The following is a 25661-nucleotide window of genomic DNA, read 5'->3' on the forward strand; positions in this document are numbered from 1 at the left end:
GCACAGCGTAAAAAGGCCGCGTGAATCGTGGGTTAAGAGCTACACGAAACAGGGGCAAGGTCACTTCGAGCACAGCCCCGTTCGCTACGCGGCTTGAGTCAAGTTCAATGAGGCCGGATCAATAGCTTTTTTTCGGGCATGAAGCAGGGGCCGTGCAACACGCCTGCCGCGTGGATGATGAGGTGGAACGTGCCACCTGCACGCAGGGCGTCGGCTGCCTGGCCGATGCTGGCCTCATCGTCCATGTCCAGGCGCGGCTGGGATCGGCGGTGCAGGCCCACCACCTCGGCGCAGCGGGGGTGGGCGCGCAGGGCCTGCACAAAGGCCTGGCCGATGCCGCCACTGGCGCCGATGACCAGGGCGCGAAAGCCGAGGGGGAAGGAATCCAGCGTCAAGGCAGTGGTCAAGGAGTGGTCTCGCTGTCCAGCGCGTGGGCCAGCAAGTCCTCCAGTGCCAGCACCTGCAAGGCGCTGTGGTGGGTGCTGCGCAGGAAGATCGGCGGCGCGACATGGGCCAGCAAGGCTTCGCGCCAGCGCTGCACGCACAGGCACCAGCGGTCGCCGGGCTTGAGGCCTGCGAAGCGGTACTCCGGGCGCGGGGTCGTCAGGTTGTTGCCACGCGCGAGGGAGAAGTCCAGGAACGCCTGGGTCATCTGGGCGCAGACCACGTGCCTGCCGTGGTCCACGTCATGCGTGGAGCAGCAGCCATCGCGGAAGAATCCGGTCAACGGATCGTAGGAGCAGGGCACCAGGGGAGTGCCCAAGACGTTGAGATCGGCCATGGCGGTGGGAAAGGGATGGCGTTGATGCGCCATTGTGGGCAAATCACCCGCTGGCGCAGACCTGGCTGCGCCATACACCCTGCGCCATGACGGGCTTTGCTGCGCCACGAGTCAGCGTGGCAGCAAACCCTTGAGCTGGTACAGCGCATCCAGCGCCTCGCGCGGGCTGAGCTGGTCGGGTTGGATGGCTGCCAGGGCGGCTTCGACCGGGCTGGCGGCTGTCAGCTCGGGTTCGGGCGGGGGAGCGAACAGGTCCACCTGTAGTTCGCCTTCGTCGGCGCGTTCTTCCAGCGCGGTCAGGGTGTGGCGGGCGTGATGCAGCACGGGGGCGGGCATGCCGGCCAATTTGGCCACCTGGATGCCGTAGCTGCGGCTGGCCGGGCCGCTTTGGATTTCGTGCAGGAAGACGATGTCCGACCCGGACTCGGCCGCGCTCACGTGCATGTTGACGGCGTGGCGCGCTTTGGCGGGCAGTTCGGTCAGCTCGAAGTAGTGCGTGGCGAAAAGCGTGAAGGCCTTGGTCTTGTCGTGCAGGTGCGTGGCGATGCCGCTGGCCAGGGCCAGGCCGTCGAAGGTGCTGGTGCCCCGGCCGATCTCGTCCATCAGCACCAGGCTGTGCGGCGTGGCGGCGTGCAGGATCTGCGCGGCCTCCACCATCTCCAGCATAAAGGTGGATTGCGCGTTGGCCAGGTCGTCCGCCGCGCCGATGCGCGTGTGGATGGCGTCGATGGGGCCCAGGCGGCAATTCGTAGCCGGCACATGGCTGCCCATGCTGGCCAGCAGCACGATGAGCGCCACCTGGCGCATGTAGGTCGATTTGCCGCCCATGTTGGGACCGGTGATGACCTGCATGCGCGTGTTGGCGTTCAGGCGCGTGTGGTTGGGGATGAAGGCGCCGCTCGATGTCTCGGCCAGACGCGCCTCCACCACGGGGTGGCGGCCGGCTTCGATCTCGATGCAGGGCTCGTTCACGAACTGCGGCGCGCACCAACCCAGAGTGAGTGAGCGTTCGGCCAGACAGCACAGCACGTCCAGCGTTGCCAGGGCCTGGGCCAGGCGGGTGAGCTGCGGCACATGGGGCTGGAGCTGATCCAGCACCTGTTCGTACAGCCATTTCTCGCGTTGCAGCGCGCGCTCCTGCGCGGACAGGGCCTTGTCCTCGAAGGCCTTGAGTTCAGGGGTGATGAAGCGCTCGGCGTTCTTCAGCGTCTGGCGGCGGCGGTAGTCGTCGGGCACCTTGTCGAGGTGGCTGCCCGTGACCTCGATGTAGAAGCCGTGCACCTTGTTGAATTGCACGCGCAAATTCGGAATGCCGGTGCGCGCTTTCTCGCGCGTTTCCAGGTCGAGCAGGAAGGCGTCGCAATTGGTCTGGATGGCGCGCAGCTCGTCGAGCTCGGCGTCAAAGCCGCTGGCGATCACGCCGCCGTCGCGCACCAGGGCGGCGGGCTCTTCGGCCATCGCGCGCGCCAGCAGCGGGGTGCAGCCAGCGGGTGGTTGCAGGGTGCTGAAAATATGAGCCAAATAGGGCTCTGGCGCCCGTCCATTCTGCGCAAGCAGCTCTGCTTTTTGTAGCGTTTTGCACAGCGCTACCAGTTCGCGCGGGCGCACCTGGCGCAGGGCTACGCGGGCAGTGATGCGTTCGACATCGCTGACGCCCTTGAGCTGGTCACGCAGCGCCTGCCACGGTGCCTGGGTGGCGCTGGCGTCGCTGCGCAGGGCGGTGGTGGCGGCCAGACGCTGGCGGGCCTCGTGCCGCTCGCGCTGGGGTTCGAGCAGCCAGGTGCGCAGCAGACGGCTGCCCATGCCGGTCATGCAGGTGTCCAGCAGTGAGAGCAGCGTGGGGCTGTCCTCGCCGCGCAGGGTCTTGACGAGTTCAAGGTTGCGGCGCGTGCTGGCGGGCAGGGCTATGAGCTCGTCGTCGCGTTGCACGCGCACGCTATGGATGTGCGAGAGCTGGCGGCCCTGGGTGTGTTCGGCGTACTGCAGCAGGGCGGCGGCGGCGGCATGGGCCAGGGGCAGGTCTTGCGCGTCCCAGGCTTGCAGCGTGGCGGCACCCAGGTGTTCCAGCAGTTTGCGTTCACCCAGCGGTGGGTCGAACTGCCAGTCAGGGCGCGGCGCCATGGGGCAGGCGACATGGCCCGTCTGGCGCAGCGCCTGCAGTTGCTGTTCAAAGCGCTGCGTGCAGCCTGCGCTGTAGATCAGTTCGCTGGGGGCCACGCGTGCCAGCCAGCCGCCCAGCGCGTCGAGGGCGCATTCGGCCAGGAACACGCGCCCCTGCGTCACGCTGAGCCAGGCCAGGCCGCAGCGTGCGCGCGGCCCCTGGTGCACGGCCAGCAGCAGGGCCTCGGCCTTGTCAGAGAGCAGTTCGCTGTCGGTCAGCGTGCCGGGGGTGACCACGCGCACCACCTTGCGCTCCACCGGCCCTTTGGCTGTGGCCACGTCGCCCACCTGCTCGGCAATGGCCACCGATTCGCCCATCTTGATGAGCCGGGCGAGGTAGTTCTCCAGCGCATGGAAGGGCACGCCGGCCATCACCACGGGTTGCCCGGCGGACTGGCCGCGCTGCGTGAGCGTGATGTCGAGCAGGCGTGCGGCCTTCTCGGCGTCCTGCCAGAACAGTTCGTAGAAGTCGCCCATGCGGTAGAGCAGCAGCGTGTCGGGGTACCCTGCCTTGAGGGCGAGGTACTGCTGCATCATCGGCGTGTGCTGCTCCACTTGCCCGTTTGCAAGTTCTTGATTTTGCTGGGGTGCCTGCTGCATGTTGTTGATTTTGTTTGGCAATCTTGCGCAGTTGCGCCGCTGCAACTTCTTTTCTTCGCTCGCCTTCGCGTGTGTACACTCGCCGGTTTGGCGTAGGTTTTAGGGGTGGCTTTTTGAAAGTTACGCCGTCTGTCGATCATCCGGTCGAAAACCTACGCCGCCACAGGAGGGCGAGATGGGTTTCGATGCGCGACAGGCGAAGCTGCTGCCAGCGGGGCAGCACATTATTGTCGATGATGCGCCGGGCCTGCGGCTGGTGGCCACTGCCACGCGCAAGACCTGGACGTACCGCTACAAAAGCCCGGTGGATGGGCGCATGCGCCAGGTGGCGATGGGGCAGTGGCCTGCCGTCTCGTATGCGGCGGCTCTGGGCAAGTGGGAGGATCTGCGACAGCAGCGCGATGCCGGGCGCGACCCCGCCGCAGAGCGCAAAGAGACCGCCGCCCAAACTCAGGCAGCGGCGCGCCTGGCGCGTGCAGGCGTGTACACAGTGGCGCGGTTGACCCAGGACTACCTTGCGGGCCACGTCGATCAGCACCGCAAGCCCAAGGGCCGTGCTGAGACGCGGCGCCTTCTTGAAAACTACCTGGGCGAACTGGCAGACGCGCCCGCCGCCAGCGTGACGCGGGCGCAAGCGTTCGCGCTGCTGGAGGACTTGGCCAAGCGCGCCCCGGTGCTGGCCAGTTCGCTGCGGGGCGAACTGGGGTCGGCGTGGGACTACGCGCTTGACGCCGGGCGCATCCCCGAAGAAACCCCGAACTGGTGGCGATTGATTCTGCGCGGCAAGCTCAAAAGCCGTGGCCGCATCGTTGACGGCAAGCACACGGGGCCATCCTTGCGTGTGCTGGATGATGCCGAGGTTGGCCAACTGGTGCGGTGGCTGCCTAATTTTTCGCCGCTGGTGGCGGACTTGCTCACGCTCTACCTGTGGACGGGGTGCCGGGGCGGCGAGATTGTGGCTATGGAGGGCCGCGAAGTCAGCCAGGAATCAGACGGCTGGTGGTGGACGGTGCCAAAGGCCAAGACCAAGACCGCAAGACACGCTGCGGCGACGGATTTGCGTGTGCCTCTGGTGGGCGCTGCCTTGGCCGTGGTGCGCAGGCGCATGGGCTTGTATGGCGGTGGCTGGTTGTTCCCCGTGGCGCGCGGCGACGCCGCGCACGTCGAGCAAAAAGTGGTGGGCGTTGCGGTGTGGTCTGTGCGGCCAGACACCATTACCGACGTGCTGCCAAAAGACCGACCCAAGGTGCTGCACATGCGGCAATGGGCGCCCCATGACCTGCGCCGCACGGTGCGTACCGCCCTGGCCGCGTTGGGCTGCCCGGACGCTGTGGCAGAGGCTGTGCTGGGCCACATGCCTACGGGCATTGTGGGCGTGTACAACCGCCACAGCTACGACGCGGAGCGCCGCCATTGGCTCACGGTGCTGGATGCCCACTGGACGCGCCTTGCCGCCCAGCAGTAGCGCCACGGCGCACGCCCGTATTGCGCGGTGGCGGCAGGTCGGACACGGGGCGGTTCTCGCACCATTCGTCCAGCTCCGACACCTTCCAGCCCACGCGCTTGGGCGAGAGCTGGCGAGGCTTGGGGAATGTGCCCGCGCGGATCATCTGCTCCATTGTCGTGTCTGACAGGCTGACATAGGCGCCCGTCTGCTCGCGGTCGAGGTAGGCGGGCCTGATGGAGACGATTGCGGTGGTGCTCACGCTGTGGCCTCCTGCTCGGGCAGCAGCCACAGGAAGTGCGGCGGGGTGCCTGCTGCCTGGTAGTCGGCCCACAGGCCCGCGCCCATGGCGCAGCGCGATGGCCCGCCGGGGTTGAGCCCTGCTGCCCGGCATTGCGGGCACGCGCCGTGGTGGGCCTGGTAGGCCGTGTCGGCGGTGCGCCAGGGGGTGGGGCTGGTCAGCATGGGGAGTGCTCCACGTTGAGGCGACGGAACTCCAGCACCCACACCCAGGGGTTGGCATCCCAGCTTCCAGGGCCGTTGATTGACATCCAGAGCGAGGCGTAGCTGCCGATGGGATCGTCCGGGAACACCACATCAGACCCCTTGGGTTCGTCGTATGCTCGCCAGCATCGGCAGTCAAAAAAATCATCTGCGCGCTCGATCCCCTCCGCAATCGCATCCGCCTCGCTGATGTCATGCAGGCGCTCTACGCGGACAGACTTGATTTCCAGCACGATCCGGCTGGCCGTGCGCGGCATGTGGATGGACGGGCGCCAGGTGCGGTAGTGCCCCTCGGGCGACTTCTCCCCGTCCGGGCCATGCACGTCATCCAGGAAGTCCGCGCGGTAGAACACCATGCAGTCTTCGTCATAGGGGCCATAGGGATGGTTGGAGTGCTGCCAGGCTTCCCGCACCCAAAGCCAGTCGCCGGGCTTGCCGTAGGGGCAGCGCATCATCGCGCTGCCTGGCTCGGCATGCGCCCATGCCGGTGCGTCACCGAACGGCACGCCGCCGTCCACGCGGCGCGGCTGCGGCTTCACCACCCGCCGCGTCTGCGTCTTCGTGCCTGCCAGCAGCGCGCGCACCATGGCGCCGCTGAAAAGTATTGGCCGCTCTTTCATGCCAAGCTCCCCAGCATGAAATCACCCAGTTGCACCATCACGTAGCCATCGGGCGTCTCGTGGCTCACGGCTTCGCCCACCCAGCACAGGTGCTGGATGCAGTCGAGCGTGTGTTCGTCCACCTGGCACGATGGGATGCGGTAGGTGTCGGCCTCATCGATGCGCTCGCCTTCGCTCTCGATGAGTTCCTGGGCGGCGATGGTGGCGATGCGGTGGGCGCGCTCGTCGGCAAACTTCTCGGCCAGGGCGCGCATGATGATCTTGTCTGTTGTCTCGCTCATGATCCCCCTCACGCGGCCTGCAGGCCAAGGCTTTGCGCGGACGTGCGCACCACGGCGCCGCCGCTGGTTTGCGTTTGCGCGATCAGCTTGCGGGCGATGTCGTGAATTTCGCCCGCGCTCAGTTGCTGGATCTGGAATTCGTGCAGATCCAGCGCGGTGGTGATTGCTTCCAGCTCGTAGTAGTGCAGCGGGGTCTGGCGCCAGGTGCCGGTGGCCAGGGCGCGGGTGCGGACGGCTGCAAGGGCCTGCTGTGCCGATGTGATGTGCTCGTGCAGGCCGCGCACGATGCCGCGCTGCTCGATGGCCTGGGCGATGTGCATGGCGGTGGCCAGCACGGTGTGCTGGTCTTCGGTGGCCACGCCTTCGCGCAGGCGGGCAAAGCAGGCGCGGTAGGGGGCCATGGTTTCGGCCACTTCGGCGCGGGTGAGCGCGCTGGCGCGTTTGAGGGCCTTGAACAGTGTGTTCACGCCGCCGGGCTTAAGGTGCTGGCGGGAGCGTGGGGGGGTGTAGCGAGGGATTCCCATCACTGGCTCCCCTGCGATGCGGGCGAGGGCTGGGGTGCTGTGTAGAGCTTGCTTCCGGCGGGGATCATGCGCAAAAGCTCGACGTGGTGATGCCCGTGCTCGCCGCAGTCGATGGTGCAGTCGCCGTGGTAGATCATCACCGGCTCCTGCGCCTCCTGCTGGGGCGCTGCTGGAAGGTCGGCGCGCGCTTTCCAGAACGTCCATGCAATCTCCGCCATGTCGTTTTCGTAGGCTCCTGATGTGTCGCGCGCAAGATTTCTGGCGTCAACTGGGTCGCCGTCTTTTGCGGCCCAATCTTTCAATGTTTGCTCAAATGCGGCTCGCTCATTGTTGTCTGCTGGAGTACGAGTCGCCCGCCCCGCTGTTTTGCCGCATTCATAAATTATTTGGTCACGTGTCATCTCTTTTTGCGCGATGAACCCTTGGCAGCAGGTTGGGCAGTACATCACAAGTGCGTTCAGCTTGTCGCAATGTTGGCGCCACAGCATCGCGTGTTCAGCGGTCTTGTGGTCTACCACTGGCGCTGGCTGGCTGTCTGCCTGGGGCGCCTCGGCACCATCTGCCAGCAGTACTTGAAGGCCAAGCACACCGGCAATGTGCACCTCCAGCGTCGCCCCCTTGGACTTTGACCAGCCAGGCAGTAAATAGATCGCGCCGCAGGTGGCAATGCGACTGATGTCCCAGCGCAGGTAGTCGGACCAGCCAGCGCCGTCAACGTGGCCGTGCTCTGCGGGGTTCTCGACATGCCAGCCTTCGGAGCGCAGGCGCGCAGCGGTGGCATTGAACAGCGGGAAGTTGTATTCGGGCAGGCCAGTCATCGGCCCCGCCACATAGACGCGGCGCTCGCGGTCGGCGCGCAGGTGCACGATGCGCTGCACGGCTTCGGCTGGGGCGCTGTCTGCCTGGGGCGTGGGGGAGGGCTGGGGTGCTGGAGGTGGTGGTGCCAACTTGCACAGCGGGTGGTGATTGCCTGGCGCGCAGAGCGGCTTCCCGCAGCTCAGCGGCATACCCATGCTGTCCACCGGCTCCTGCGCCTCCTGCTGGGGCGCTGGCTGCTGCACATCCTGAACTGGGTTGTGCCCGCGCTGGTGCAGGCAGAAGCACAGCTTTGCGTGGGTATCGACAAATGCGCGGAAGGCATCGGGCGGGATGATGGCCGGTACGCCCTCGGAGGACTCGTCGGGGATTGCGGCTTTGTGCAGTTCTGTCATGGCGCGCTTGGCATCCTGCAGTAGCTCGCGCAGCTCATCAACCATCGCGGAGAGATGGAGGTTTGCGGCTTCGTGCCCGGCAATCTCGGCCTGCAGGGCGCCAAGTTCAACGGAATGCGCTGCCTGATGTGCCTCGATGTGCAGCCGCAGAAGCTCTGCCGCCACCGGAGCAGGCGTTGGGTATGCGATGCCGTCGATCAAGACAGATTCCATTGGCGCTTGCTGGGTGGTTGGCGCGGCGTCGAGCGCGGCGCGCAGTCCAGCCTTGATTTGCTCGACTTCATCAGAGCCAACTGCGCCATCACTCAAGGCGCTGTGGAATGCCAGCGCCATGGCGTCTGTGACATGCGGCCCCGCCACAGCGGCAGGCGCTGCCGTGGTGAGGGCTGCAATACGGGCCTGCGTTTCTCGCCGGTGGTCGCATGGCATGCTGCGGCCGGATTCAATCCATGGGTCATCGCCGCAGGCGTTGAGGCAATCGCAGTCGTCTTTGCCATCGGCCCTGCCGATGCATCGCGGCCCCTTGGTGTGCAGGGCGGGGGCGCCGCAGCGAGTGGGGGTGGTGCAGACCATGCACTTGGGTGTGGACGTGGTGCTTGAAAGATGTTTGCCTGGGTGGATCATGGTTCTGCTCCGGTGGCCTGCTCTATCGCGGCCTGCAGCATTTGCACTACTTCGGCGCGCGCTTGTGTTGGGTTCAATTCGCTGATGCAGTTCCAGGCGGCTTGAGTCGCTTTCAGCAACTCGGGCGCCGAGGCAATCAGGCGGGCATTTGCGCGGGTTTCTTCCGCCTCTTTCGAGGGGACTCCGTCGTAAATAGGAGTGATGACATTTGCCACCTTGTAGCGGTAGCCAAGCGCCGCTCCTCGAACGCGGATGTAGGGTTTGTCGCATTCTTCGGGGAGTACGGCCCAAGGTCCGGGTGTATGTGCTTCCCGGCTCATCCCACCACCTCCAGGTGCGCGGCATTGAAGGACTCCACGGCCTCTTTCTTGCGTGCGGTGCCTGCGGGGAAGGCTACGCGCCAGGTGTCGCGGCGCTGGCCTACCAGGTAGCGCAGGGTGCCGGTTTGGCCGATGTAGGGGGCGTTCTTTGGGCCTGCGTCGTGGGGGCGCACGCGTACCGTTGCGCCCTCTTTCAGGGGCTTGGCTGCTTCCACTGCCGCCCCATCCTGCGCACCCGCACCGCCCTTGCCACCGGGCGCGGGCGCATCCCCGACCGAAGGATCGGGGGGCGCTTCGTTGCCTTGCGCCGTAGGCGCCTGGTTCTGGTCTTCTGCAGCGCGCAGCGCTGCAGCGATGGCGGCTTGGGCTTGCGCGGGGGTGGTTTTGGGCGCGGCCTCTGCCTTGGCTTTTGGGGCTTTGCCCTTCCCGCGCGCTGGGCTGGCTTGCGCAGCGGGGCGTGGGGTAGAGGCGCCTTCCGGGGGCGCAGTTTGATCGGCTTTCACGGGCTTGGGCAGGTGTTCGGCCTCGGCCTGGGCCTTCAGCTCGGCGATGACGGTGTCCAGCCGGTCTTTGAACACCGTTGCTGCCACCAGCACCAGGCCTTCGTTCTGGGGGTGGCCGTGGCGGTAGTGGTTTGCGCTGCTGTCGCGCTGCATGATGACCAGCAGCATGAGGAAGTCTGGCGATGCGGTGGCCTTGGCAAAGTCAATCAGTGCGCTGTGTGGGGCCACTTTGCCCAGGTCTAGGATGTCGGCCAGGGCTGCGGCGTCGTCGGTGCTCAGGCTGGCGATTTCGCGGAGCACGATGTAGCGGTGCACATCCAGCGAAAATAGGGGCACGATGCACTCGGTGTTGATGGCCTTCCAGGCGCGGTCTATCAGTGCGTCGCGCCACGCCTGCTCATACTTGGCCTTGGCCTTCTCCAGCGTCTTGGCCTCTTTGCTCTTGACCAGTTCCTTCACCTCTGCCGCCACGGCCTTGCTGGCCTTGGCCTGGCCCTCCACGGTTTTGAGCAGGCGCAGCACCACCTCGTTGGGCAGGGCGGCCACCAGCTCGCCGCGCTTGCGGGGGTTCTCGATCAGCGTGGGCTTGATGCCTTCGGCTTCCATCTGCTGGCCGATGATTTTGCGCAGGGGCTGGTCGGTGGGGCTGTCTTCCACGCTGTCCAGGCGCTTGTAACCTTTGAGCTTGTGGTTGTAGGCGTCGTAGGCCAGCTCGGCGGCGTCGGGGCCGGCAATCACGGTCTGGCCCTTGGCCTGGGCCTCGGCCACCATCAGGGCGGTGTGGGCGTCTTCCTTGGCGCGGTAGCACTGCGGGTCGGTGCACACGTCTGCACTGTCCACGTCCTTGAAAAGGTCGGGGTTCGCGCCGGTGCGCTTGGGGCATGCTGCGCAGCTGCCCGCAGTGGGCAACAGGCTGGCATCGGCAATGGGGAAGCGGGCCTTGTCCAGGCGCAGCATGTATTCGTCTTGCACGTGGCGGGCGCATTCGCGGTAGCCGGGGGCATCGCCCTGCCAGTCGGTGCGGGTGCAAAACTGGAGCGCCTTGATCTGCAGGCCCTCGTCGGGGATGCGGGCGATGAGCAGCCCGCGGCTGAAGTCGATCTTGCCCTCACGCAGGGCCTCGCGGGCCTGCTGGCACAGGTCCAGCAGCTTGAGGCGGGCATACACATAGCTGCGGCTCTTGCCGATCTTGGCGGCCACCTGGTCGGCGTCGGCGTGGCCGTGCTTCATCAGGGCTTCGTAGCCTTCGGCCTCCTCCAGCGCGGTCACGTCTTCGCGCTGCAGGTTTTCGATGACCTGAATCTCCAGCGCTTGCTCGTCCGTCAGCTCGCGGATCATGGCGGGCACTTCGGCCACGTTGGCCATCTTGCAGGCACGCAGGCGGCGCGCGCCTGCCACCAGCTCGTAGGCGGGCAGGGGCGCGCCTTGGCGGCGGTGGCCCCACGTGTCTGGCACGCGGTGGCCGGGCAGCGGGCGCAGCAATATGGGCTGGTGCACGCCCGTGGCCCTGATGCTGTCGGCCAGCTCTGCCAGCTTGGCCTGGTCGAAGTGCTTGCGGGGGTTGGTGGGGCTCTCTTCAATGAGGGCCACTTCCACCATCATCATTTGCGGGCCTGCGCCGGGGGTGGGCAGGGGCTGGGTTGTGGTGTCGTGTGCTTGGGTTGCCATGGGATGCCTCACAGGGGATAGCCAGGCGCGTTCTCGCGCAGCATGGCCAGGGCGGTTTGGATGGGGATGGCGCGGCGGATGTGGTCCGGCGGCGTGCAGTGCGACAGCACCAGGGTGTCGGTCATGGGCCAGGGCTGGCCCGGATACCAGTCATCCAGCACGGCAGAGAGGTCGAAGTGCTTGCGCAGCGCCTCGGCGTTCAGCGTCTTGCCACTGCGTTGGGGGCCGTAGATCAGGATGGATTTGTGATGCTTTGCACCGACCGTGCGCTTTGGGCGGTAGTAGGGGGTCTGGGTTGTGGTGTCGCTTACGTAGGGCATGTCAGTGCTCCTTTTGGGTCAGTCGGCCATAGCTGGTTGGGGCTCCGGCACCTCCACCCGCACCCCAGGCACGCCCCAGGCCAGGGCGGCGTATTCGCTCAGCGCCAGGCCTTGCAGGTGGCGGATGTCGTGGCTGTTGTTGATGACGGCTGCGGGCTCGAACAGCGCGCCGCACACCTCGCTGGTGTGCGCGCCGGGCTGCACCGTGCAGCCTGGGCGCTTGATCTGCCAGATGTAGCCGCCCATGGAGCGCACCAGATCGGCCTCGTTGGCGAAGCGCACATCCGTCAGCACCACGGCGCTGGGGCGCATGGTTTGCAGCAGCCAATGCACGCTTTGCCGTGTCTTTTGCACCCAGTAGTTGGTGTTTTGATGGCGGCGGTATTCGGTGCCCCACCACTGCATGATTTGGCGCGGGCTGCGGGGGGCTGTAAGGTCCAGCGGCAGGCCGGCGCGCATGTGGTGCACTGCAATGCGATCCACAAAGGCGGAGTCGGTGCACCGGGCCAAGGCCAGGGCGCTCATGGGGTGCTCTTTGGTCTCGCGCCGGGTCAAAAAGATGTACTCCAGACAGTAGGCCTCGACAATCTCTGTGCGCAGCGCATCCGCGAACGCCAGCACGGCCGCGCCGCAGTGCGTTTGCAAGATGCTGGCCACGGTATCTTTGCCGCAGCCAGCTGGGCCGGTCAGGCCGATGATGAGGGGGGGGGTCATTCAAAATCCTTGCGGGTATGGGTGGGCTCAGGGGTGTGGATCAGGTCGGCCTCGCATTCCAGGCGGTGGGCCTTGAAGCGGGGGTTGATGGCGCGCAGCTCGGCGTGCTGGCCGCGCATGCGGTTGGCCAGGGCGCGGGCAGCGGCGCTGCTGGCGTAGCTGGCATCTGGGTAGCGGTGGGTAATGCAAACGGTTTGGCCGGTGGGCACGTCGGCAATCTCCAGCTCCACCACGGGCACGCCCTGGCGCGTGACGCGGCAGGCGCTGCTGGTCACCAGCCCGCGAATGCTGAGCACCAGGGTGGACCGTGTGGCCGTGTGCATGGCGCGCGCCCGTTACATGCCCAGGTAGGCCGACAGCACGCCCGCCGCAAACGGCAGGCCCACCACCAGCGCCGCCGCCACCAGGGCCAGCGCCGCAACGCCCAGCCAGGCCAGCAGGGCGCGCGCAGTGGGGTTGCGGCGCAAGCGGCTGCGGCGGTAGGGGCCGTAGAGCTGGATGGGGGCACTCATGCAGCACCGCCCGTCTGCCGCAGGGGCTTGGCGGTAATGGTCTGGGCACCGTGCAGCAGCATGGCATCGGCAATGGCCTGGCAGGGGCCGGTGGCCAGGGCGATGTATTCCAGCCCGGCCACGGTGATGCGGTAGGGGTGCAGGGTGGGGGCGGTCATTTCAGCCCCCCGAGTGCGGCAGTGTTGAAGTCTGTGCCGATGAATGTGCCCACGCCTTCGCTGTTGCCGCCGCGCCACACCACGCGGGCAATGCTGGCGGCCATGGGGATGATGTCGAGGCGCAGCAGCGCCATGGCGGTTTCGCTTTTGTGGTTGGCGATGGCCTTATCCAGGCGCGACAGGATGGCGGCGCTTTCCTTGTGGTGCGCGGCCTGGGCCATGCTGGCACTGTGCTGCACCTCGCCAGCCAGGCGGGTGCGGGCCTGTGCACACAGGGCGTCCAGACCGAAAGCCGGGCGAGGCGCGGGGGTGGCGTCTTCGCGCAGTACCAGGTCAAAGTGCAGCACCTCATGCAGCATGGCGCGGGCGTCTATCAGGCAGTCGAGCGTGACCCTTGGCAGCTCGGTGGGCTGCATGTGCAGCTGCAGTGCGGTGATGTGCGGCTGCGTGATGCCCAGGGCCTTCAACACCGCCTTGTTGGTCGCTAACTTCATGCGGCACCACCTTCCGGCACCACCACCAGCGCGCCATCTACCGTCAGGCCCACGGTCTGGCCCTCTGCCTCCAGTTGCTTGACCAGCTCCAAGGCGTCTTCCTGCCATGCCTCGGCGTTGCGCCATGCGCGTTCCAGGTCGCTCTGCAGCGACTCGATGCGGTTGTGGGCGTCTTCGAGCTGTTCGGCCAGGCTGGCTGCCAGGCTGCGCAAGTGGTCAAGCTCCCAGCGTTCCAGGCGCTTGCGCAGGGCGGCGATGGTTTTTGCGGCGCTGGCCTGTGGGGCGCCCGGCGCGGGTTGTGTGCACGCGTGTGCACTGGGGTTGGGGTGGTGCATTTTTGCCCTCGTTGGTGTGTCAACGGTGGCGAGAATACCAAAAGGTAAGATTTAACGCAATACCAAAAGGGAATGATCGAAGAAAAAGAAAAGCCCGCTTGTTGCGGGCTCGTCTGTGCGGGGTCTTACACGGTCATCAAGACCTCTGTCCAGCGCCGCTCGGAGATGACTCTGATAGGGTGGCCGTCCTGGCGTAGTTCCATTGCCTGTTCGATCTTGCGGCCATAGGAGGTGTGTGCCCATTGTGGTGAAACGTTGGTGCCCACCACCAAGAACGACACCTTACGGGTAACCCCTGACACGGGGATGGCGCCATGGGCGACGGACAGCCTTTCGCAGGCGGCGCGTGTGCCGTAGATGAATTCCCCGGTCAGGCAAATGTGTTTGTCGCGTAAGTCCACATGATCTTCGTCCTGTAGTGGCAGGCCTGCGACTTGAGGGGCTGCGCAACCGGTTCCGGTGAAGTCGATCGCGGCCAGGGGCTGGAGTGTTGCGAGTAGGTGCGTGCGTTCTTCCTCGGTGATGATGCCGTCGGCCAGGACGTGCTCGATGCGTTGGGCGATGATGCTGCCAGGCCAGACGCTGGCGGCGTATTCGTTCTCGATCAGCCACGATCTGAGCAGCTTGATCTCCATGTCGTGCAAGTGCGCGTCGGCCACGATGCCGGTGACCATGCCAAGCAGCAGTTCGATGGCCTTGTTGTTTTGACGCTGGGCCATCGCCTGTGCGGCGCCGATGTTGTCCATGGCCATCATTCTTCTCCTGTGCTTTGGCCCAGCCGCTTGGTGTCGTCGGTGTAGATGACCGTGGTGCCGGTGCGCGAGCAACGCATGTGCACGTCCCGGCCTTGCTCGATGTCTAGGTCTTCACCGCGCAGGCCTTGCCAGGTGGCGAGGTAATAGTGTGCTCCGATCTTTGACTTGGCTTTGATGGGCTTGTCCAAGCCGCCCTTCCACCCCATGGCGGGGAGTTCCCCGGCGCGGGCCTTGGCGGCTAAAGCAGGGTCTGTTTGAGATCGTTCGATGCCGTTCAGCCAGCAGCAGATCAGGCCCTTGTCGGGCCCTTCCCAGCGATCTTCCCATGTGGGGCCGATGCTGGGCGGGTTGTTGATCGATGCGGTGATTCTCATGTCCGGCTGCGCAAGTGGTGAGGGAACGCAATGATTCGCGCTGTGTGGCGGTGCGGGTCAACTTTTTACTGCAAGTGCCTCGCGCTCCCACTTCATCACGGCGATATCGAGGTACTTGTCAATGTCGTTGATGGCCTCTTGGCCTTGCTTGTAGCCAAGGGCTTTTTGAAGTTCGGTGATCCTGCTGTAGCTCACTCGCTTGAACGGCCACGTCATGTTGTATTGCCGAGGGGCTTCCAGCCCTGGGTCTGAGGCTGGCATCAAGCGGATGGGGGCGTTTTGCGTTTGGCCTGGCAGGGCAGTGCCCATGGGCATGTCAAACCAGCCGCGCGGCAGGGCAAAGGCGGCTTCGATCACCCGCTGCATTTTGTCTGCAATAGGCTTCTCCTGAGGCTTCCCGACAGGGTAGAGCATGCGCGAGACGTAGTTGTCACTGCGTTCAATGCGGCGTGCCAACTCAGCGATCTTGCCTTGGCAGGTGTGATCCATGAGTTCGCGCAGCCTGTTTTTGCGGTGCTCTGCCAGTTCCATTGGCGCATTTTCGCGGGCCGTTACTCTTTGGTATATGCCCAAAAGGTTAGGGTATTGCGTAAACATTACCTTTAGGTATGATGTCGGGTATGGAAGAACTACGTGCATACCTCAACGGGCTGCCTGTCGCCGAGCAGGATGGCTTTGCCAAGCGCTGCGGCACCACGGTTGGATACCTGCGCAAGCTGCTGGCGACCGGCGACCAGGTGCGCGAGAAGACTTGCGTGGCAATCGAGCGCGAGAGCGGCGGTGCCGTGTCTCGAATGGCCTTGCGGCCAGATTGGCGCGAGATCTGGCCTGAGCTTTCCGCGGCCAATCCGAACCAGGAAGTTGCGAGTGCGTAGCGCTGTGTTTGCCCGCCACCCCGCCACCACCAGCAGCGCCTGGCCGGGGGTTCCCTCCTTCCCCCACGCATTCGAGCAGGGCCGCAGCGCGCGGGCAGGTGCGCGGCGTTCCAGGCGTTGGGGCGGGGTGGCGGCTTTTGTTGGGCATGGGCGCACTTTCGCGGCCTGCCGTCATGTCGGTCTGTAGCGTTTTTGAGAGGTGGATGGGATGGACTATCTTGATTCCGTGAGGCGCGCTGTGCGCCATTACCCCGGCGGGGTGGATGCCGTGGCCGCGCGCCTGGGCAAAAGCCCCAGCACGCTGGAGAAGGAATTGCGCGCGGCGCCGCAGTACAAGCTGGGCGCGGTGGACGCTGCCGAGATTGCCGCCATGTGCGTGGAGCAGGGCAGCGACTACGGCCTGGAGTACCCCACGCGCATTGCCGAGGCGGTGGGTGCCACGCTGCTGGTGTTGCCGCGTGGCACCGATGTGCCTGATGGTGTGACGGCCCAGACGGTGGCAAGCCTGGTGCGCGAGTTTTCGGATGTGGTCAGCTCTGCCACGCTGGCCGATGCCGATGGCGAGATTTCGCGCAACGAGCTGCTGGCCGTGGAGCGCCAGTGGGCCGAGCTGGTGGCTGCAGGGCAGGCGTTGATGCGCCACCTGGATGCCAAGCACCAGCGCGCCATGGCCAAGTGGCGTGGGCGGGAAGGCGGTGCAACATGAGGCCCGTGGGCGATGTGCGGCAGGCGCTGCTGGCGGCCTGCGTTGAGCTTGCCACGCCCACGCAGGGTCCCACCCTGCGCGAGCTGGCAGCCAAGGCCTGCGTGGGGCTGGATGCGGCCCGGCGCACGGTGAGCGACATGCATCGGGCAAAGCAGATCCGCAAAGTGCGCGAGCGCCGGGTGCAGTACCGCAACCGGCCGGTGGCCGAATACGCGCCTGCTGGCCCTGAGTGCGCGCAGGACGGCGGTGCAGACTTGGCGAGCGTGCTGCGGGTATGGGGTGGCTGACCACATATGACCTGCACACACGACGCCGCTGGCGGTGGAGACGCCGGCTTCTGTGACCTTTACGCGGTGGTGCGCCCATGAATGCACCCCTGCCTCCCATCCGATTCACCGACCTGGCTGCGGCGCTACTGCAGCATGCCGACACCCTGGTGCCCCAATGGTTGTCGGGGGGCGCCAAGCGAGGGCACGAATACGTGTGCGGCTCGCTGGCGGGCGGCAAGGGGTCGAGCTGCTCGGTGAACCTGACCAATGGCCGCTGGGCTGACTTTGCCAGCGATGAACAGGGCGGCGACTTGCTGAGCCTGTATGCCGCCATCCACGGCCTGAGCATGGCCAAGGCTGCCGTGAAGGTGGCACGCGAGGAAGGGCTGGAGAGCGTGGCGGGCATCGTCATGCCTGCGCCTGGTGGCGCGCCCGTGCCCAAGGCGCCACCGCGCCCGGCGCCGCCGCCCAAGCCCCAGGCAGAGCCCGAGGGCTGGGCCACGGTGCGGCCGGTGCCTGCCCATGCGCCTGCGCCCACGTTCAAGCACTTTCACCGCCAGCCGGGTGACCTGGAACACACGGCCACGTACCAGGTGGGCGGCGATTTGCACGGGTACGTGGTGCGCTTTCGCACCAGCGACGGCGGCAAGGACACGCTGCCCTACACCTGGTGCCAGAGCGCCCGCGATGGCGCGGCAAAGTGGCACTGGCGCCAGTTTGATGAGCCGCGCCCCTTGTTCCTGCCCGGCGGCGCTTTGCCCGGTGGCCGCACGGTGGTGCTGGTGGAAGGCGAGCGCAAGGCGGAAAGCCTGCAGGCGCTGCTGGATGCCGGGGCACCCGGCGTGTATTGCGTGGCCAGCTGGCCCGGCGGCAGCAAGGCATGGCAGAAGGCCGACTGGGCCTGGCTGCAGGGCTGCACGGTGCTGGCCTGGGCCGACTGCGATGCCAAGCGCGAGCCATTGACCGCTGCCGAGCGCAAGGCCACGCCCGACAAGGCCGCGCAATTGGTGCTGCAGCAGGCCAAGCCCTTGCTGCCCGCCCACAAGCAGCCGGGCATGGCCGCCATGCTGGGCATTGGCGCGCTGCTGAGGGATGCGCACGGCTGCACGGTGCAGTTGCTGCCCATCCCCGAGCCCGGTGCTGTGCCCGATGGCTGGGACTGCCGCGATGCCATCGAGACGGATGGCTGGGACTTTGCCCGCGTGCAGGCCTTCTTTGCGCAGGCGCATGCACTGCCCGCCGATGGCTGGGACGCGGCGCCGGAAACCAAAAAAATCGAGCGCCCCGTTGGCACTGAGGGCGGCCCCTTGGCCCTGGGCGAGTGCCCCGGCGCGCTGGCCGATGAGGTGGGGTTGGTGAAGTGCGGCGCGCGCCTGGTGCCTGACTGGCTGGCCCCGTACTGGGACAAGGAAAAAAAGCGCTGGAACGCATCGCGCCGGATGGTGATCCTGATCCTGGAACGCGACCCGGTGCTGTGCGATGTGCTGGCCTTCAATGAGCTGAACAACAACGTGCAAGCGCGTACCGCCTGGCCCTGGCTGCATGGCAAGGCGGGCGATGTGACCGATGCGGTGGATTTGCTGTTGGGCGACTACCTGACCGACCAGTACGGGCTGCCCAGCATTTCGCGGGCGGCACTGAGCGAGGCGATCCAGACCGTGGCGCACAAGCGGCGTTTCCACCCTATTCGCGAATGGCTGCAGGGCTTGCAGTGGGATGGCACCAGCCGCATCGATAAGTGGCTGATTTTTGCGCTGGGGGAGTCGCCCGAGTCGCTCAAGCCCGCGATGCAGGAGTACCTGCAGATTGTGGGCCGGTGCTGGCTGCTGGGCATGGTCAACCGCGTGATGCACCCTGGCTGCAAGTTCGACTACTGCCCGGTGCTGGAGGGCGCGGGCGGCCTGCGCAAAAGCACGCTGGTGGAGGTGTTGGCTGGGGCGGATTACTTCAGCGACACGCCTTTTCAGGTGGGCGCGGGCAAGGAAGGCCAGGAGCAGGTGCAAGGCCTGTGGCTCTATGAGATTGCCGAGCTGACGCACTTCAGCAAGTCGGAGGTGGGCGCCATCAAGGCGTTCATCAGCAGCAAGGCGGACCGCTACCGGGTGGCGTATGGCGCGGTGGTGCAAAAGTTTGACCGGCAGTGCGTGCTGGTGGGCACCACGAACGAGTCCACCTACTTGCGGGACCGCTCGGGCAATCGCCGGTTCTGGCCCATACCTGTGCGCCACCGCATCAACACCGAGTGGGTGGCGAAGTACCGCGAGCAGCTGTTTGCCGAGGCCTATGCGCTGTACCTGCAGGGCGCGGTGTATGCGCCTACGGAGGAGCAGGAGAAGCGCTTGTTCGAGCCCATGCAGGAAAGCCGCTTGCAGGAAACGGCGGTGCAGTCCGAGCTGCTGCATGTGCTGACGCGTGCGCGTGGGCCTGCGGGCATTGCCGCCGTGGTGAACGACCTGGCCACGTTTGTGACCATTTCGCAACTGGCCCTTGCGCTGGGCGTGGATGCCGCAAAGAGCACGCCGGGCCTGGAAGGCCAGATTCGCGCGTGGCTGGAGCACGAAGGCTGGCAGCGCATGAAGCGCCAGGTGAACGGGGTGCGGGCCTGGGGATACCAGCGCCCGCCCAAGTGGCCGGGGGATGAGGCATCCACCGCGCTGGATGAGCCCCTGCCGCCGCCGCCCAATGGGCCGGTGGTGGATGTGCAGGGCAGTGCGCCGGATTATGGACAGGAGCCCGACGATGCGCCGTTTTGACCACAAGGTCACGGCGCAACAAACGCGCCGTGCTGCAAACGCTGGGGGAGGCGTGATTCGCGCCAGCGTGCCCGAAGGGCTGGAGGGCGCTATCCGCCCCCGTTGCGGTGCGGTGGCGGGGAAGTCGGCGCATGGGCCGATGACGTAGGTGTCCAAGTGTCCACGGTGTCCATGCGTTGGCATGGACGCCATCCATAGCCCCTTCCCCTGGTTTTTGGGGGTTGAAGCCGCTGCATTGTCTGCTGGCTTCAGGGCAGGTGTCCCGGCCCATGTTGCAAGGCGGGCGGGCGCAGGCAGGGGCGCGTGCGCGCACTCGTGCGCAAGCACACCACCCCTACCCATAGGCTCTATCAGAAAGGTTGGACAGATGGACACTCAGGCAGACCCAAAGGCCGATGTGAGCGGCAAGGTGGCAGAGATCAAGGAGCACATGCCCGCTGTGTACAAGGCCATCCAGGCAAAGGCGGGTGAGGTGGGCAATGTGGCCTATGAGTGGGTGCGCAAGGCCCTGCGTGGCGAGCCGGGGTGCTTTTGGGCCATAGAGGGCGGGCGCGTGGTGGGCACGCCGTTTTATGGACACCCGGTCATGGATGTGGTGGCCAAGGGCCTGGTGGAGTTTGGCTGTGCATACGTGTGCATCTGGCCAGACCAGCAGCCCGCAATGGGTCTGCAGCGCAACACGGGGGCGGCGCAGCATGGCCAGGCTTAAACACATCCAGCAGCGCCTGGACAACTGGGCCATCTGGACCACGCGCGGCGCCAGCGGTGGCCTGGGGTACGCCACGCGCTCGGTGCTGGCCAGCGAGGTGTGGAGCCGGGGCAGCTACAACCATGTGCCGATCCCGGTGTTCGATGAGGAGGCCGCGGAGACTGACCAGGCGGTGCGTGCGCTCAAGCTGTCGAAGTCGCATCTGTTCGTCACGCTGGAGTGCATTTACCTCAAAGACCTGGGCGTCAAGGCCACGGCCCGGCGCATGCACCGGGCAGAGTCCACCATCAAGGCGCAACTGGAGCAGGCAGACCACGCCATTGCCGCCTGGCTGGATGCCAGGGCAGATGAGCGCGAGCGCAAGCGGGTGCAGGCGACGGTATCCGCCCGGCGCACCGATGCGCTATAGACGCGCGGGGGAGTTTTCCGACATAGACCTTTTGGGTACATTTTAGGCACTGTGTGTGTATTGCGCCTCCACCCGCGATGCGCACGGTGGGAACCCCGGCAGGCATGGCGCTTGTCGGGGTTTTTCTTTGCCCGACCCAGGGCGCCAACCTGAAGGAAAACGCCATGAGCGTGCGAGCTAAGTTCACCTGTAACTCCAAGATCCCGTCGCATGGGACCACCACTGTCTACTTCAATGCCGTGTACGCGAACAAAGACGGATCGCGCGCTGAAGAGAACAAGGCGTTCTCCGATGCAACCCCGTCCGGTCAGATCGCGCTCTCGATTGCCGACGGTAAGCCCGCACTGGACGCCTTCGAGTTGGGCAAGTCCTACTTCGTGGACTTCACGCCCGCCTGAGTTGCTGGGACGGCCCGCTGCACGGCGCGTACCGACAGTGGCTAGGTGGTATAGCCCAGCCCGCCCATCCATAGAGCACGGAAGGCAGTTTGTGTGGGTCTGCCCCGAGATATGCGAACCACAGGTCTACCCACCCACGGGTGACACCTCGGAAAGACGGGGTCACCATCATGCCCATTGCCGCCCCTCGCCCTTGCACCCATCCCGGCTGCGGCGTGCTGGTGCGCGATGGCTCAGGCCGTTGTGCCAAGCACCCGAAGCCGCAGTGGTCGAAGCCCGCCAACGCCACGAAGCGCATCACCGGCCGCAAGCTGCAGGCCATGCGCGCCGACCTGTTTGCCCGCGACCCGCTGTGTGCCGAGTGCAAGCGGCAAGGAAGGGTGACGCTGGCAACGCAGCGTGACCACATCAAGCCGCTGGCCGAGGGCGGCGCCGACACCGACGACAACGTGCAGGGCCTGTGCGCCCCGTGCCACGACGCCAAGAGCAAGACCGAGGCCGCGCGCGGTGTGCGCCGCGCCTGGGGCAACTACCGCGAGGGCTGACACCGGCCCGCGCGCCTGGCCCAAGGGGGAGGGGTGGTCTGAACTTTGGAGCCTTTGGCCTGGAAACCGACCGGTTCCCCTCTTTTTTGCGTGCGCAGGTTTCAGGGGGGTGGGGGGTCACGTAGGAGTCAATCATGGGTAAACGAGGGCCAGCTGCAAAGCCTGTTGAGCTGAAGGTTCTGGAGGGCAATCGGGGCAAGCGCCCGGTGGCGGTCAACCTCGACAGCACCTTCCGGCCCGAGGCGGGCATGCCCACCGTGCCGAAGGGCCTGAGCCCTGGTGCGCGCAAGGTGTGGAAGCGGCTGGGTACTGAACTGCTGCGCTACAACCTAATCTCGGTGGTGCACAGCGACTTGTTCGAAGAGTTGTGCGAAACCGTCTCGGATGTGAAGGATCTGCGGCACGCGATTCGCTCCAAGCAGAACCTGTTGAGGTCGGAAGGCAAAGACCCGATGGGCGCCTTCCAGGTGCTGACGCCCAACGGCATGCCACAGCAACATCCGCTGTACCAGATTCTAAAAAGCGAGCGCCAGATGATGCTGACGCTCCTGGCCAAGTTCGGGCTCAGCCCGTCTGAGCAGGCCAATGTGACCACCGCCATACGCGCGCAGCTGCAGCTGTTTGAGGGCGATGGCGGGGACAAGCCCAAAGACGCCCAGCCAGCGGCCGCAGCTGGCGCGCCGAAGGGGTTCGCAGACTTCGATTGATCCACCATGTCCCGACCTCATGCCGAGTATTTCGAGCGCGCGCAGGCTTATGCCCAGCGCGTGGTCGAAGGGCAGGAGACGGCGGGGAAGTATGAGCGCCTCGCCTGCAAGCGCTTCCTGAACGACCTGAAGCGGCAGAACACCAAGGGCTTCCCCTACGTCATCGACGTGCGCAAGGGTGGCCGAGCCTGCCAATTCCAGGAGCTGCTATGCCACATCAAAGGCGAGTGGGCCAAGCCGATCTACGTGGACGGCATGGTCACCTACGCCAAGATCCGGCTGGAAGACTGGCAGATCTTCGCGGAGTTCCAGCTGTTCGGCTGGGTGCATGCTGAAACCCGACTGCGCCGGTTCCGGCGCTCGTATGAGGAGATCGCGCGAAAAAACGCGAAGTCCACGCGTTCCGCTGGCCGTGGCTTGTATCTCGCCTTCGCCGACGACGAACCTGGCGCCCAGGTGTACAGCGCGGCCACCACTGGCGAACAGGCCAAGGAGGTGTTCGACACCGCCCGCGAAATGGTGCTGCGCGATAGCGAGTTCCGCGCACGCTTCGGCGTGACGGTGGGGCGTTACGACATCACCTGCGCTATTTCGGCAAGCAGCTTCAAGATCATGAACGCCGAGGCGTCCACGCAGGACGGCCTGAACGTGCATGGCGGCATCGTGGATGAAGTCCACGCGCACAAGAAGCGCGACCTGTGGGACGTGATCGAGTCGGCCGACGGCGCACGCAGTCAGCCTCTGATCAGTGCCATCACCACGGCGGGCAAAGACACCGGCGGCATCGGCTATGAGCTGCGCGGCTACACCATCAAGGTGCTGGAAGGAACCCACGCGGATGAAACCTGGTTTGGTGTGATCTACACCATCGACGAAGGAGACGACTGGAAAGACCCGAATATCTGGCGCAAGGCGAACCCGAACATTGGCGTGAGCGCCAAGTTGGACAAGCTGCAGTCCGCTTGCACCAAGGCCATCGCTACGCCATCGGCGCGCGGCAACTTCCTCACGAAGCACTTGAACGTGTGGACCAACGCCGGGGTGGCCTGGATGGACATGGAAGCCTGGAACGCCTGCGCAGACACCGAGATGTGCGCTGAAGACTTTGCAGACTGCGAAGCCTTTAGCGCGATGGACCTGGCAGAAAAGCACGACTTTGCCGCCAAGGTCAAGGTGATCGAGCGAGATGGCATCTATCACGTCTTCACCAGGCTGTACTACAACGAAGTGGCAGCGGCGGAGAGCAAGACCGCCCAGCTCTCGGGCTGGATCGAGGAAGGGTTTGTACAAGTCAGTCCTGGCAACCAGACCGACTTCGATATGGTGGGGGCTGACCTGCTTCGCGACCGGGAGTTGCACGACCTGCGAGAGGCGGCTTATGACCCCGCACTGGCTGGCTACTTTGCCCGCACGTTGCTGGAGAAAGGGCTACCCATGGTGGAGATCACACAGCGGTCCAGCTTCTACACCCAGCCGCTGTTGCAGGTGCAGGCGCTTGTGCTCAGTGGTCGGCTCAAGCATGACGGCAACCCCGCCATGACTTGGATGATGAGCAACCTGGTGGTGCTTACCTCCAAATACAACGAACTGAAGTCGCCCACCAAAGAGCGCGAAGAAAACAAGATCGACGGCCCCATGGCCATGTTGATGGCGTTCGGCCGCGCGCTCGCTGGTGTGGAGATCGAAGAAACCATAGACAGCGACTACACCTTCGCATGAACAGCAACATCTTCAACACCTGCCTGACCCTGGGCTGGCTGCTTACGGTCGCCGGTGTGACGGGCCTGCACTCGCTGGCGGCCGGCCTGCTGGCCGGTGGCCTGCTGCTGCTGATCATCACCATCCTGCTGGCCCGCTGGGCGGGGGTCAAGGCGCCTGCGCCGAAGAAGGAAAGCCATGTTTCTGACTAACCTGCAGGCGGTATCGGATGAGCGCAACCCCAGCGACGACTTCTGGTTTCAGCCTGGCGCTGCACTGGGGCATACCCAGTCCGGCGCCGTGGTGACCGCTGAAACGGCCATGCGCCTGAGCACTGTGTTCAAGGTGATCAAGGTCATCAGCGAGACCATCGGCATGCTGCCCATGCACATGTACCAGGCGCTCGGGCCACAGCGGCGCGAGCGCATGCGTGCCCACCCTGTGGCACGGCTGCTCAGCTCCAGGCCCAATCAGTGGCAGACGCCGATGCAGTTCCGCCAGATGCTGGAGGCGCACCGCTCACTGCGCGGCAACGGCTACGCGCGCATCTACTGGGCCGACAATGGCGACCCCGAGATGATTGTGCCCCTGCACCCTGATCGCGTGACAGTCGAGGTAGCGGCCAACGGCCTGCCCCGTTACCAGGTGCGCTCACAAGATGGCACCCGCCCCGAGACCTTGCTGCAAGGCGAAGTGTTCCACCTGGTGGGCCTCACGCTAGATGGTTATGTGGGCATCAACCCCATCCAGGCCGAGCGCGAGGCCATTGGCAGCGCGATTGCGGCGCGTGACTACGGCAGCCGGTTCTGGAACAACGACGCCCGTCCGCCGTTCTACATCAAGGTCCCACAGCCCTTCAAGGACAACGAAGCGCGCAAGAACTTCCGCAGCGAGTGGCAAGTGGCCTACGGCGGCGCCAATCGCGGGCGTCCGGCGGTGCTGGATCGTGGAATGGAGATCGCCGAGCTGGGCATCAACAACGCCGACAGTCAATGGCTGGACTTCCGCAAGTACAGCGAGGTGGACATCTGTGGCCTGTGGCGCGTGCCGCCGCACAAGATCGGCATCATGGACCGCGCCACCTGGGCCAACGTCGAGCACATGAACATCGAGTTCGTGTCGGATTGCTTGCTGCCCCTGGCTGTGAGCTGGGAGCAGACCGTGGCTCGCGACATGCTCCCGGAAGACACGGAAGAGTTCTCCGAGATGCTGCTGGAGCTGCTGCTGCGCGGCGACACCAAGACCCGGTACGAAGCCTACGGCAAGGCCATCCAGGACGGCTGGATGACCCGCAACGAAGCCCGCGCGCTGGAAAACCGCAACCCGCTGCCCGGCCTGGACGAACCCCTGCAGCCGCTCAACATGACCACCGCAGGCGCGGCCATGCTGCCCCGTGGTGGCGGCACACCGGGCCGCGCCGCCGCGTTGTTGGGCGCAGCAGCTGCCCGCATTGCCCGCAAGGAAGTCGGCATGCTGCAGACGGCCACCAAGCAAGGCCAGCCGCTGGCCGCAGCCTTCGCCGGGCATGACCGCTTTGTGGCCGAGGTGATGGCCGTGCCCCAGGCCACGGCCGAGGCGTACGTGGCCGGCACAGTGCGCCAGGCCGAACAGCTCAACCTGGCCGAAGGCTTCGATGCCCAGGCCTGGGCCGATGCACAAATTGCCGCCTTGCTGCGGCTGGAAGGATGAC

General features: G+C 65.6%; 34 protein-coding genes. 13 read left to right on the top strand and 21 right to left on the bottom strand.

Going from position 1 to position 25661, the window contains the following annotated elements; genetic code table 11:
• Positions 1-104: 104 nt before the first annotated feature.
• The 3 genes from MJ602_RS15735 to mutS form a co-directional block, all read right to left on the bottom strand.
• Positions 105-407, bottom strand: coding sequence for an NAD-dependent epimerase/dehydratase family protein (locus tag MJ602_RS15735; protein ID WP_243021715.1), 303 nt, complete (start codon positions 405-407; stop codon positions 105-107).
• A complete protein-coding gene (locus tag MJ602_RS15740) occupies positions 404-781 on the bottom strand; it encodes a DUF2237 family protein (protein WP_162016645.1) in 378 nt (125 codons plus the stop codon). Before MJ602_RS15740 ends, MJ602_RS15735 begins: the two co-directional genes overlap by 4 nt.
• Before the next feature lie 111 nt (positions 782-892).
• Positions 893-3541, bottom strand: coding sequence for a DNA mismatch repair protein MutS (gene mutS, locus MJ602_RS15745; RefSeq protein WP_243021716.1), 2649 nt, complete (start codon positions 3539-3541; stop codon positions 893-895).
• A gap of 175 nt (positions 3542-3716) precedes the next feature.
• Between mutS and MJ602_RS15750 the strand changes: the two genes are divergently transcribed.
• Positions 3717-5006, top strand: a complete 1290-nt coding sequence (locus tag MJ602_RS15750) for a tyrosine-type recombinase/integrase (RefSeq protein ID WP_243021717.1) — start codon at positions 3717-3719, stop codon at positions 5004-5006.
• On the opposite strand, the gene MJ602_RS15755 is transcribed toward MJ602_RS15750, so the two are convergent.
• The 18 genes from MJ602_RS15755 to MJ602_RS15840 form a co-directional block, all read right to left on the bottom strand.
• Entirely contained in the window at positions 4960-5247 is a 288-nt protein-coding gene (locus MJ602_RS15755; RefSeq protein WP_243021718.1) for a helix-turn-helix transcriptional regulator, read from the bottom strand. The genes MJ602_RS15750 and MJ602_RS15755 overlap by 47 nt on opposite strands.
• Complete coding sequence (locus MJ602_RS15760; protein WP_243021719.1) at positions 5244-5450, bottom strand: hypothetical protein; 207 nt, start codon at positions 5448-5450, stop codon at positions 5244-5246. The genes MJ602_RS15755 and MJ602_RS15760 overlap by 4 nt, the downstream gene beginning before the upstream one ends.
• Positions 5444-6109 (bottom strand): hypothetical protein, encoded by a 666-nt coding sequence (locus MJ602_RS15765; protein ID WP_243021720.1) that lies wholly within the window; start codon positions 6107-6109, stop codon positions 5444-5446. Before MJ602_RS15765 ends, MJ602_RS15760 begins: the two co-directional genes overlap by 7 nt.
• The gene (locus tag MJ602_RS15770; protein WP_243021721.1) at positions 6106-6390 is read right to left on the bottom strand and encodes a hypothetical protein; all 285 of its coding nucleotides are present in this window, start codon (positions 6388-6390) and stop codon (positions 6106-6108) included. The genes MJ602_RS15765 and MJ602_RS15770 overlap by 4 nt, the downstream gene beginning before the upstream one ends.
• 8 nt (positions 6391-6398) lie before the next feature.
• A complete protein-coding gene (locus MJ602_RS15775) occupies positions 6399-6914 on the bottom strand; it encodes a hypothetical protein (RefSeq protein WP_243021722.1) in 516 nt (171 codons plus the stop codon).
• Positions 6914-8749, bottom strand: a complete 1836-nt coding sequence (locus MJ602_RS15780) for a DUF4406 domain-containing protein (RefSeq protein WP_243021723.1) — start codon at positions 8747-8749, stop codon at positions 6914-6916. The genes MJ602_RS15775 and MJ602_RS15780 overlap by 1 nt, the downstream gene beginning before the upstream one ends.
• Positions 8746-9069 carry a hypothetical protein gene (locus tag MJ602_RS15785; RefSeq protein ID WP_243021724.1) on the bottom strand — a complete coding sequence of 108 codons (324 nt, stop codon included), beginning with the start codon at positions 9067-9069 and terminating at the stop codon, positions 8746-8748. Before MJ602_RS15785 ends, MJ602_RS15780 begins: the two co-directional genes overlap by 4 nt.
• Complete coding sequence (locus tag MJ602_RS15790) at positions 9066-11240, bottom strand: ParB/RepB/Spo0J family partition protein (protein ID WP_243021725.1); 2175 nt, start codon at positions 11238-11240, stop codon at positions 9066-9068. The genes MJ602_RS15785 and MJ602_RS15790 overlap by 4 nt, the downstream gene beginning before the upstream one ends.
• An 8-nt stretch (positions 11241-11248) precedes the next feature.
• Positions 11249-11560: an ATP-binding protein gene (locus MJ602_RS15795; RefSeq protein ID WP_243021726.1), complete on the bottom strand. Its 312-nt coding sequence runs from the start codon at positions 11558-11560 to the stop codon at positions 11249-11251.
• 18 nt (positions 11561-11578) lie between these two features.
• The gene (locus MJ602_RS15800; RefSeq protein ID WP_243021727.1) at positions 11579-12274 is read right to left on the bottom strand and encodes a deoxynucleotide monophosphate kinase family protein; all 696 of its coding nucleotides are present in this window, start codon (positions 12272-12274) and stop codon (positions 11579-11581) included.
• The gene (locus MJ602_RS15805) at positions 12271-12597 is read right to left on the bottom strand and encodes a hypothetical protein (RefSeq protein WP_243021728.1); all 327 of its coding nucleotides are present in this window, start codon (positions 12595-12597) and stop codon (positions 12271-12273) included. The genes MJ602_RS15800 and MJ602_RS15805 overlap by 4 nt, the downstream gene beginning before the upstream one ends.
• A gap of 12 nt (positions 12598-12609) precedes the next feature.
• Positions 12610-12786, bottom strand: a complete 177-nt coding sequence (locus MJ602_RS15810) for a hypothetical protein (protein WP_243021729.1) — start codon at positions 12784-12786, stop codon at positions 12610-12612.
• The gene (locus tag MJ602_RS15815) at positions 12783-12944 is read right to left on the bottom strand and encodes a hypothetical protein (RefSeq protein ID WP_243021730.1); all 162 of its coding nucleotides are present in this window, start codon (positions 12942-12944) and stop codon (positions 12783-12785) included. The genes MJ602_RS15810 and MJ602_RS15815 overlap by 4 nt, the downstream gene beginning before the upstream one ends.
• Entirely contained in the window at positions 12941-13438 is a 498-nt protein-coding gene (locus MJ602_RS15820) for a hypothetical protein (RefSeq protein WP_243021731.1), read from the bottom strand. Before MJ602_RS15820 ends, MJ602_RS15815 begins: the two co-directional genes overlap by 4 nt.
• Positions 13435-13773, bottom strand: a complete 339-nt coding sequence (locus tag MJ602_RS15825; RefSeq protein WP_243021732.1) for a hypothetical protein — start codon at positions 13771-13773, stop codon at positions 13435-13437. The genes MJ602_RS15820 and MJ602_RS15825 overlap by 4 nt, the downstream gene beginning before the upstream one ends.
• Positions 13774-13898: 125 nt before the next feature.
• The gene (locus MJ602_RS15830; protein ID WP_243021733.1) at positions 13899-14519 is read right to left on the bottom strand and encodes a BRCT domain-containing protein; all 621 of its coding nucleotides are present in this window, start codon (positions 14517-14519) and stop codon (positions 13899-13901) included.
• A 5-nt stretch (positions 14520-14524) separates the two neighbouring features.
• Positions 14525-14902 (bottom strand): hypothetical protein, encoded by a 378-nt coding sequence (locus MJ602_RS15835; protein WP_243021734.1) that lies wholly within the window; start codon positions 14900-14902, stop codon positions 14525-14527.
• 57 nt (positions 14903-14959) lie between these two features.
• Positions 14960-15433: a hypothetical protein gene (locus MJ602_RS15840; protein ID WP_243021735.1), complete on the bottom strand. Its 474-nt coding sequence runs from the start codon at positions 15431-15433 to the stop codon at positions 14960-14962.
• 89 nt (positions 15434-15522) lie between these two features.
• On the opposite strand from MJ602_RS15840, the gene MJ602_RS15845 reads away from it, so the two are divergent.
• From MJ602_RS15845 to MJ602_RS15900, 12 genes are all read left to right on the top strand, one after another.
• A complete protein-coding gene (locus tag MJ602_RS15845; protein ID WP_243021736.1) occupies positions 15523-15777 on the top strand; it encodes a transcriptional regulator in 255 nt (84 codons plus the stop codon).
• Between the two features lie 208 nt (positions 15778-15985).
• Positions 15986-16483, top strand: a complete 498-nt coding sequence (locus tag MJ602_RS15850; RefSeq protein WP_341474768.1) for a phage regulatory CII family protein — start codon at positions 15986-15988, stop codon at positions 16481-16483.
• Positions 16480-16770 carry a hypothetical protein gene (locus MJ602_RS15855; protein ID WP_243021738.1) on the top strand — a complete coding sequence of 97 codons (291 nt, stop codon included), beginning with the start codon at positions 16480-16482 and terminating at the stop codon, positions 16768-16770. The genes MJ602_RS15850 and MJ602_RS15855 overlap by 4 nt, the downstream gene beginning before the upstream one ends.
• Positions 16771-16847: 77 nt before the next feature.
• Positions 16848-19505 carry a VapE domain-containing protein gene (locus MJ602_RS15860; RefSeq protein WP_243021739.1) on the top strand — a complete coding sequence of 886 codons (2658 nt, stop codon included), beginning with the start codon at positions 16848-16850 and terminating at the stop codon, positions 19503-19505.
• A 367-nt stretch (positions 19506-19872) separates the two neighbouring features.
• Positions 19873-20214 carry a hypothetical protein gene (locus MJ602_RS15865; RefSeq protein WP_243021740.1) on the top strand — a complete coding sequence of 114 codons (342 nt, stop codon included), beginning with the start codon at positions 19873-19875 and terminating at the stop codon, positions 20212-20214.
• Complete coding sequence (locus MJ602_RS15870) at positions 20201-20623, top strand: antiterminator Q family protein (protein ID WP_243021741.1); 423 nt, start codon at positions 20201-20203, stop codon at positions 20621-20623. The genes MJ602_RS15865 and MJ602_RS15870 overlap by 14 nt, the downstream gene beginning before the upstream one ends.
• A 77-nt stretch (positions 20624-20700) precedes the next feature.
• Positions 20701-21021, top strand: a complete 321-nt coding sequence (locus MJ602_RS15875; RefSeq protein WP_243021742.1) for a hypothetical protein — start codon at positions 20701-20703, stop codon at positions 21019-21021.
• A 170-nt stretch (positions 21022-21191) separates the two neighbouring features.
• A complete protein-coding gene (locus tag MJ602_RS15880; protein WP_243021743.1) occupies positions 21192-21566 on the top strand; it encodes an HNH endonuclease in 375 nt (124 codons plus the stop codon).
• 134 nt (positions 21567-21700) lie between these two features.
• Positions 21701-22273, top strand: a complete 573-nt coding sequence (locus tag MJ602_RS15885; RefSeq protein ID WP_243021744.1) for a P27 family phage terminase small subunit — start codon at positions 21701-21703, stop codon at positions 22271-22273.
• 6 nt (positions 22274-22279) lie between these two features.
• Entirely contained in the window at positions 22280-23992 is a 1713-nt protein-coding gene (locus MJ602_RS15890; protein ID WP_243021745.1) for a terminase large subunit, read from the top strand.
• Positions 23989-24183 (top strand): hypothetical protein, encoded by a 195-nt coding sequence (locus tag MJ602_RS15895; RefSeq protein WP_243021746.1) that lies wholly within the window; start codon positions 23989-23991, stop codon positions 24181-24183. Before MJ602_RS15890 ends, MJ602_RS15895 begins: the two co-directional genes overlap by 4 nt.
• Complete coding sequence (locus MJ602_RS15900) at positions 24170-25660, top strand: phage portal protein (protein WP_243021747.1); 1491 nt, start codon at positions 24170-24172, stop codon at positions 25658-25660. Before MJ602_RS15895 ends, MJ602_RS15900 begins: the two co-directional genes overlap by 14 nt.
• The last annotated feature ends 1 nt before the right edge of the window (position 25661 follow it).

The organism is Simplicispira sedimenti, assembly GCF_022760965.1.
GTDB classification, from domain to species: Bacteria; Pseudomonadota; Gammaproteobacteria; order Burkholderiales; family Burkholderiaceae_C; genus Simplicispira; species Simplicispira sedimenti.

What these genes read in the sequence shown, in the direction of transcription:
- MJ602_RS15740 (WP_162016645.1), bottom strand. Translation starts at nt 781, where the DNA reads ATGGCCGATCTCAACGTCTTGGGCACTCCCCTGGTGCCCTGCTCCTAC.
- mutS (WP_243021716.1), bottom strand. Translation starts at nt 3,541, where the DNA reads ATGCAGCAGGCACCCCAGCAAAATCAAGAACTTGCAAACGGGCAAGTG.
- MJ602_RS15750 (WP_243021717.1), top strand. Translation starts at nt 3,717, where the DNA reads ATGGGTTTCGATGCGCGACAGGCGAAGCTGCTGCCAGCGGGGCAGCAC.
- MJ602_RS15760 (WP_243021719.1), bottom strand. Translation starts at nt 5,450, where the DNA reads ATGCTGACCAGCCCCACCCCCTGGCGCACCGCCGACACGGCCTACCAG.
- MJ602_RS15765 (WP_243021720.1), bottom strand. Translation starts at nt 6,109, where the DNA reads ATGAAAGAGCGGCCAATACTTTTCAGCGGCGCCATGGTGCGCGCGCTG.
- MJ602_RS15770 (WP_243021721.1), bottom strand. Translation starts at nt 6,390, where the DNA reads ATGAGCGAGACAACAGACAAGATCATCATGCGCGCCCTGGCCGAGAAG.
- MJ602_RS15775 (WP_243021722.1), bottom strand. Translation starts at nt 6,914, where the DNA reads ATGGGAATCCCTCGCTACACCCCCCCACGCTCCCGCCAGCACCTTAAG.
- MJ602_RS15780 (WP_243021723.1), bottom strand. Translation starts at nt 8,749, where the DNA reads ATGATCCACCCAGGCAAACATCTTTCAAGCACCACGTCCACACCCAAG.
- MJ602_RS15785 (WP_243021724.1), bottom strand. Translation starts at nt 9,069, where the DNA reads ATGAGCCGGGAAGCACATACACCCGGACCTTGGGCCGTACTCCCCGAA.
- MJ602_RS15790 (WP_243021725.1), bottom strand. Translation starts at nt 11,240, where the DNA reads ATGGCAACCCAAGCACACGACACCACAACCCAGCCCCTGCCCACCCCC.
- MJ602_RS15795 (WP_243021726.1), bottom strand. Translation starts at nt 11,560, where the DNA reads ATGCCCTACGTAAGCGACACCACAACCCAGACCCCCTACTACCGCCCA.
- MJ602_RS15800 (WP_243021727.1), bottom strand. Translation starts at nt 12,274, where the DNA reads ATGACCCCCCCCCTCATCATCGGCCTGACCGGCCCAGCTGGCTGCGGC.
- MJ602_RS15805 (WP_243021728.1), bottom strand. Translation starts at nt 12,597, where the DNA reads ATGCACACGGCCACACGGTCCACCCTGGTGCTCAGCATTCGCGGGCTG.
- MJ602_RS15810 (WP_243021729.1), bottom strand. Translation starts at nt 12,786, where the DNA reads ATGAGTGCCCCCATCCAGCTCTACGGCCCCTACCGCCGCAGCCGCTTG.
- MJ602_RS15815 (WP_243021730.1), bottom strand. Translation starts at nt 12,944, where the DNA reads ATGACCGCCCCCACCCTGCACCCCTACCGCATCACCGTGGCCGGGCTG.
- MJ602_RS15820 (WP_243021731.1), bottom strand. Translation starts at nt 13,438, where the DNA reads ATGAAGTTAGCGACCAACAAGGCGGTGTTGAAGGCCCTGGGCATCACG.
- MJ602_RS15825 (WP_243021732.1), bottom strand. Translation starts at nt 13,773, where the DNA reads ATGCACCACCCCAACCCCAGTGCACACGCGTGCACACAACCCGCGCCG.
- MJ602_RS15830 (WP_243021733.1), bottom strand. Translation starts at nt 14,519, where the DNA reads ATGGACAACATCGGCGCCGCACAGGCGATGGCCCAGCGTCAAAACAAC.
- MJ602_RS15835 (WP_243021734.1), bottom strand. Translation starts at nt 14,902, where the DNA reads ATGAGAATCACCGCATCGATCAACAACCCGCCCAGCATCGGCCCCACA.
- MJ602_RS15840 (WP_243021735.1), bottom strand. Translation starts at nt 15,433, where the DNA reads ATGGAACTGGCAGAGCACCGCAAAAACAGGCTGCGCGAACTCATGGAT.
- MJ602_RS15845 (WP_243021736.1), top strand. Translation starts at nt 15,523, where the DNA reads ATGGAAGAACTACGTGCATACCTCAACGGGCTGCCTGTCGCCGAGCAG.
- MJ602_RS15850 (WP_341474768.1), top strand. Translation starts at nt 15,986, where the DNA reads ATGGACTATCTTGATTCCGTGAGGCGCGCTGTGCGCCATTACCCCGGC.
- MJ602_RS15855 (WP_243021738.1), top strand. Translation starts at nt 16,480, where the DNA reads ATGAGGCCCGTGGGCGATGTGCGGCAGGCGCTGCTGGCGGCCTGCGTT.
- MJ602_RS15860 (WP_243021739.1), top strand. Translation starts at nt 16,848, where the DNA reads ATGAATGCACCCCTGCCTCCCATCCGATTCACCGACCTGGCTGCGGCG.
- MJ602_RS15865 (WP_243021740.1), top strand. Translation starts at nt 19,873, where the DNA reads ATGGACACTCAGGCAGACCCAAAGGCCGATGTGAGCGGCAAGGTGGCA.
- MJ602_RS15870 (WP_243021741.1), top strand. Translation starts at nt 20,201, where the DNA reads ATGGCCAGGCTTAAACACATCCAGCAGCGCCTGGACAACTGGGCCATC.
- MJ602_RS15875 (WP_243021742.1), top strand. Translation starts at nt 20,701, where the DNA reads ATGCGCACGGTGGGAACCCCGGCAGGCATGGCGCTTGTCGGGGTTTTT.
- MJ602_RS15880 (WP_243021743.1), top strand. Translation starts at nt 21,192, where the DNA reads ATGCCCATTGCCGCCCCTCGCCCTTGCACCCATCCCGGCTGCGGCGTG.
- MJ602_RS15885 (WP_243021744.1), top strand. Translation starts at nt 21,701, where the DNA reads ATGGGTAAACGAGGGCCAGCTGCAAAGCCTGTTGAGCTGAAGGTTCTG.
- MJ602_RS15890 (WP_243021745.1), top strand. Translation starts at nt 22,280, where the DNA reads ATGTCCCGACCTCATGCCGAGTATTTCGAGCGCGCGCAGGCTTATGCC.
- MJ602_RS15895 (WP_243021746.1), top strand. Translation starts at nt 23,989, where the DNA reads ATGAACAGCAACATCTTCAACACCTGCCTGACCCTGGGCTGGCTGCTT.
- MJ602_RS15900 (WP_243021747.1), top strand. Translation starts at nt 24,170, where the DNA reads ATGTTTCTGACTAACCTGCAGGCGGTATCGGATGAGCGCAACCCCAGC.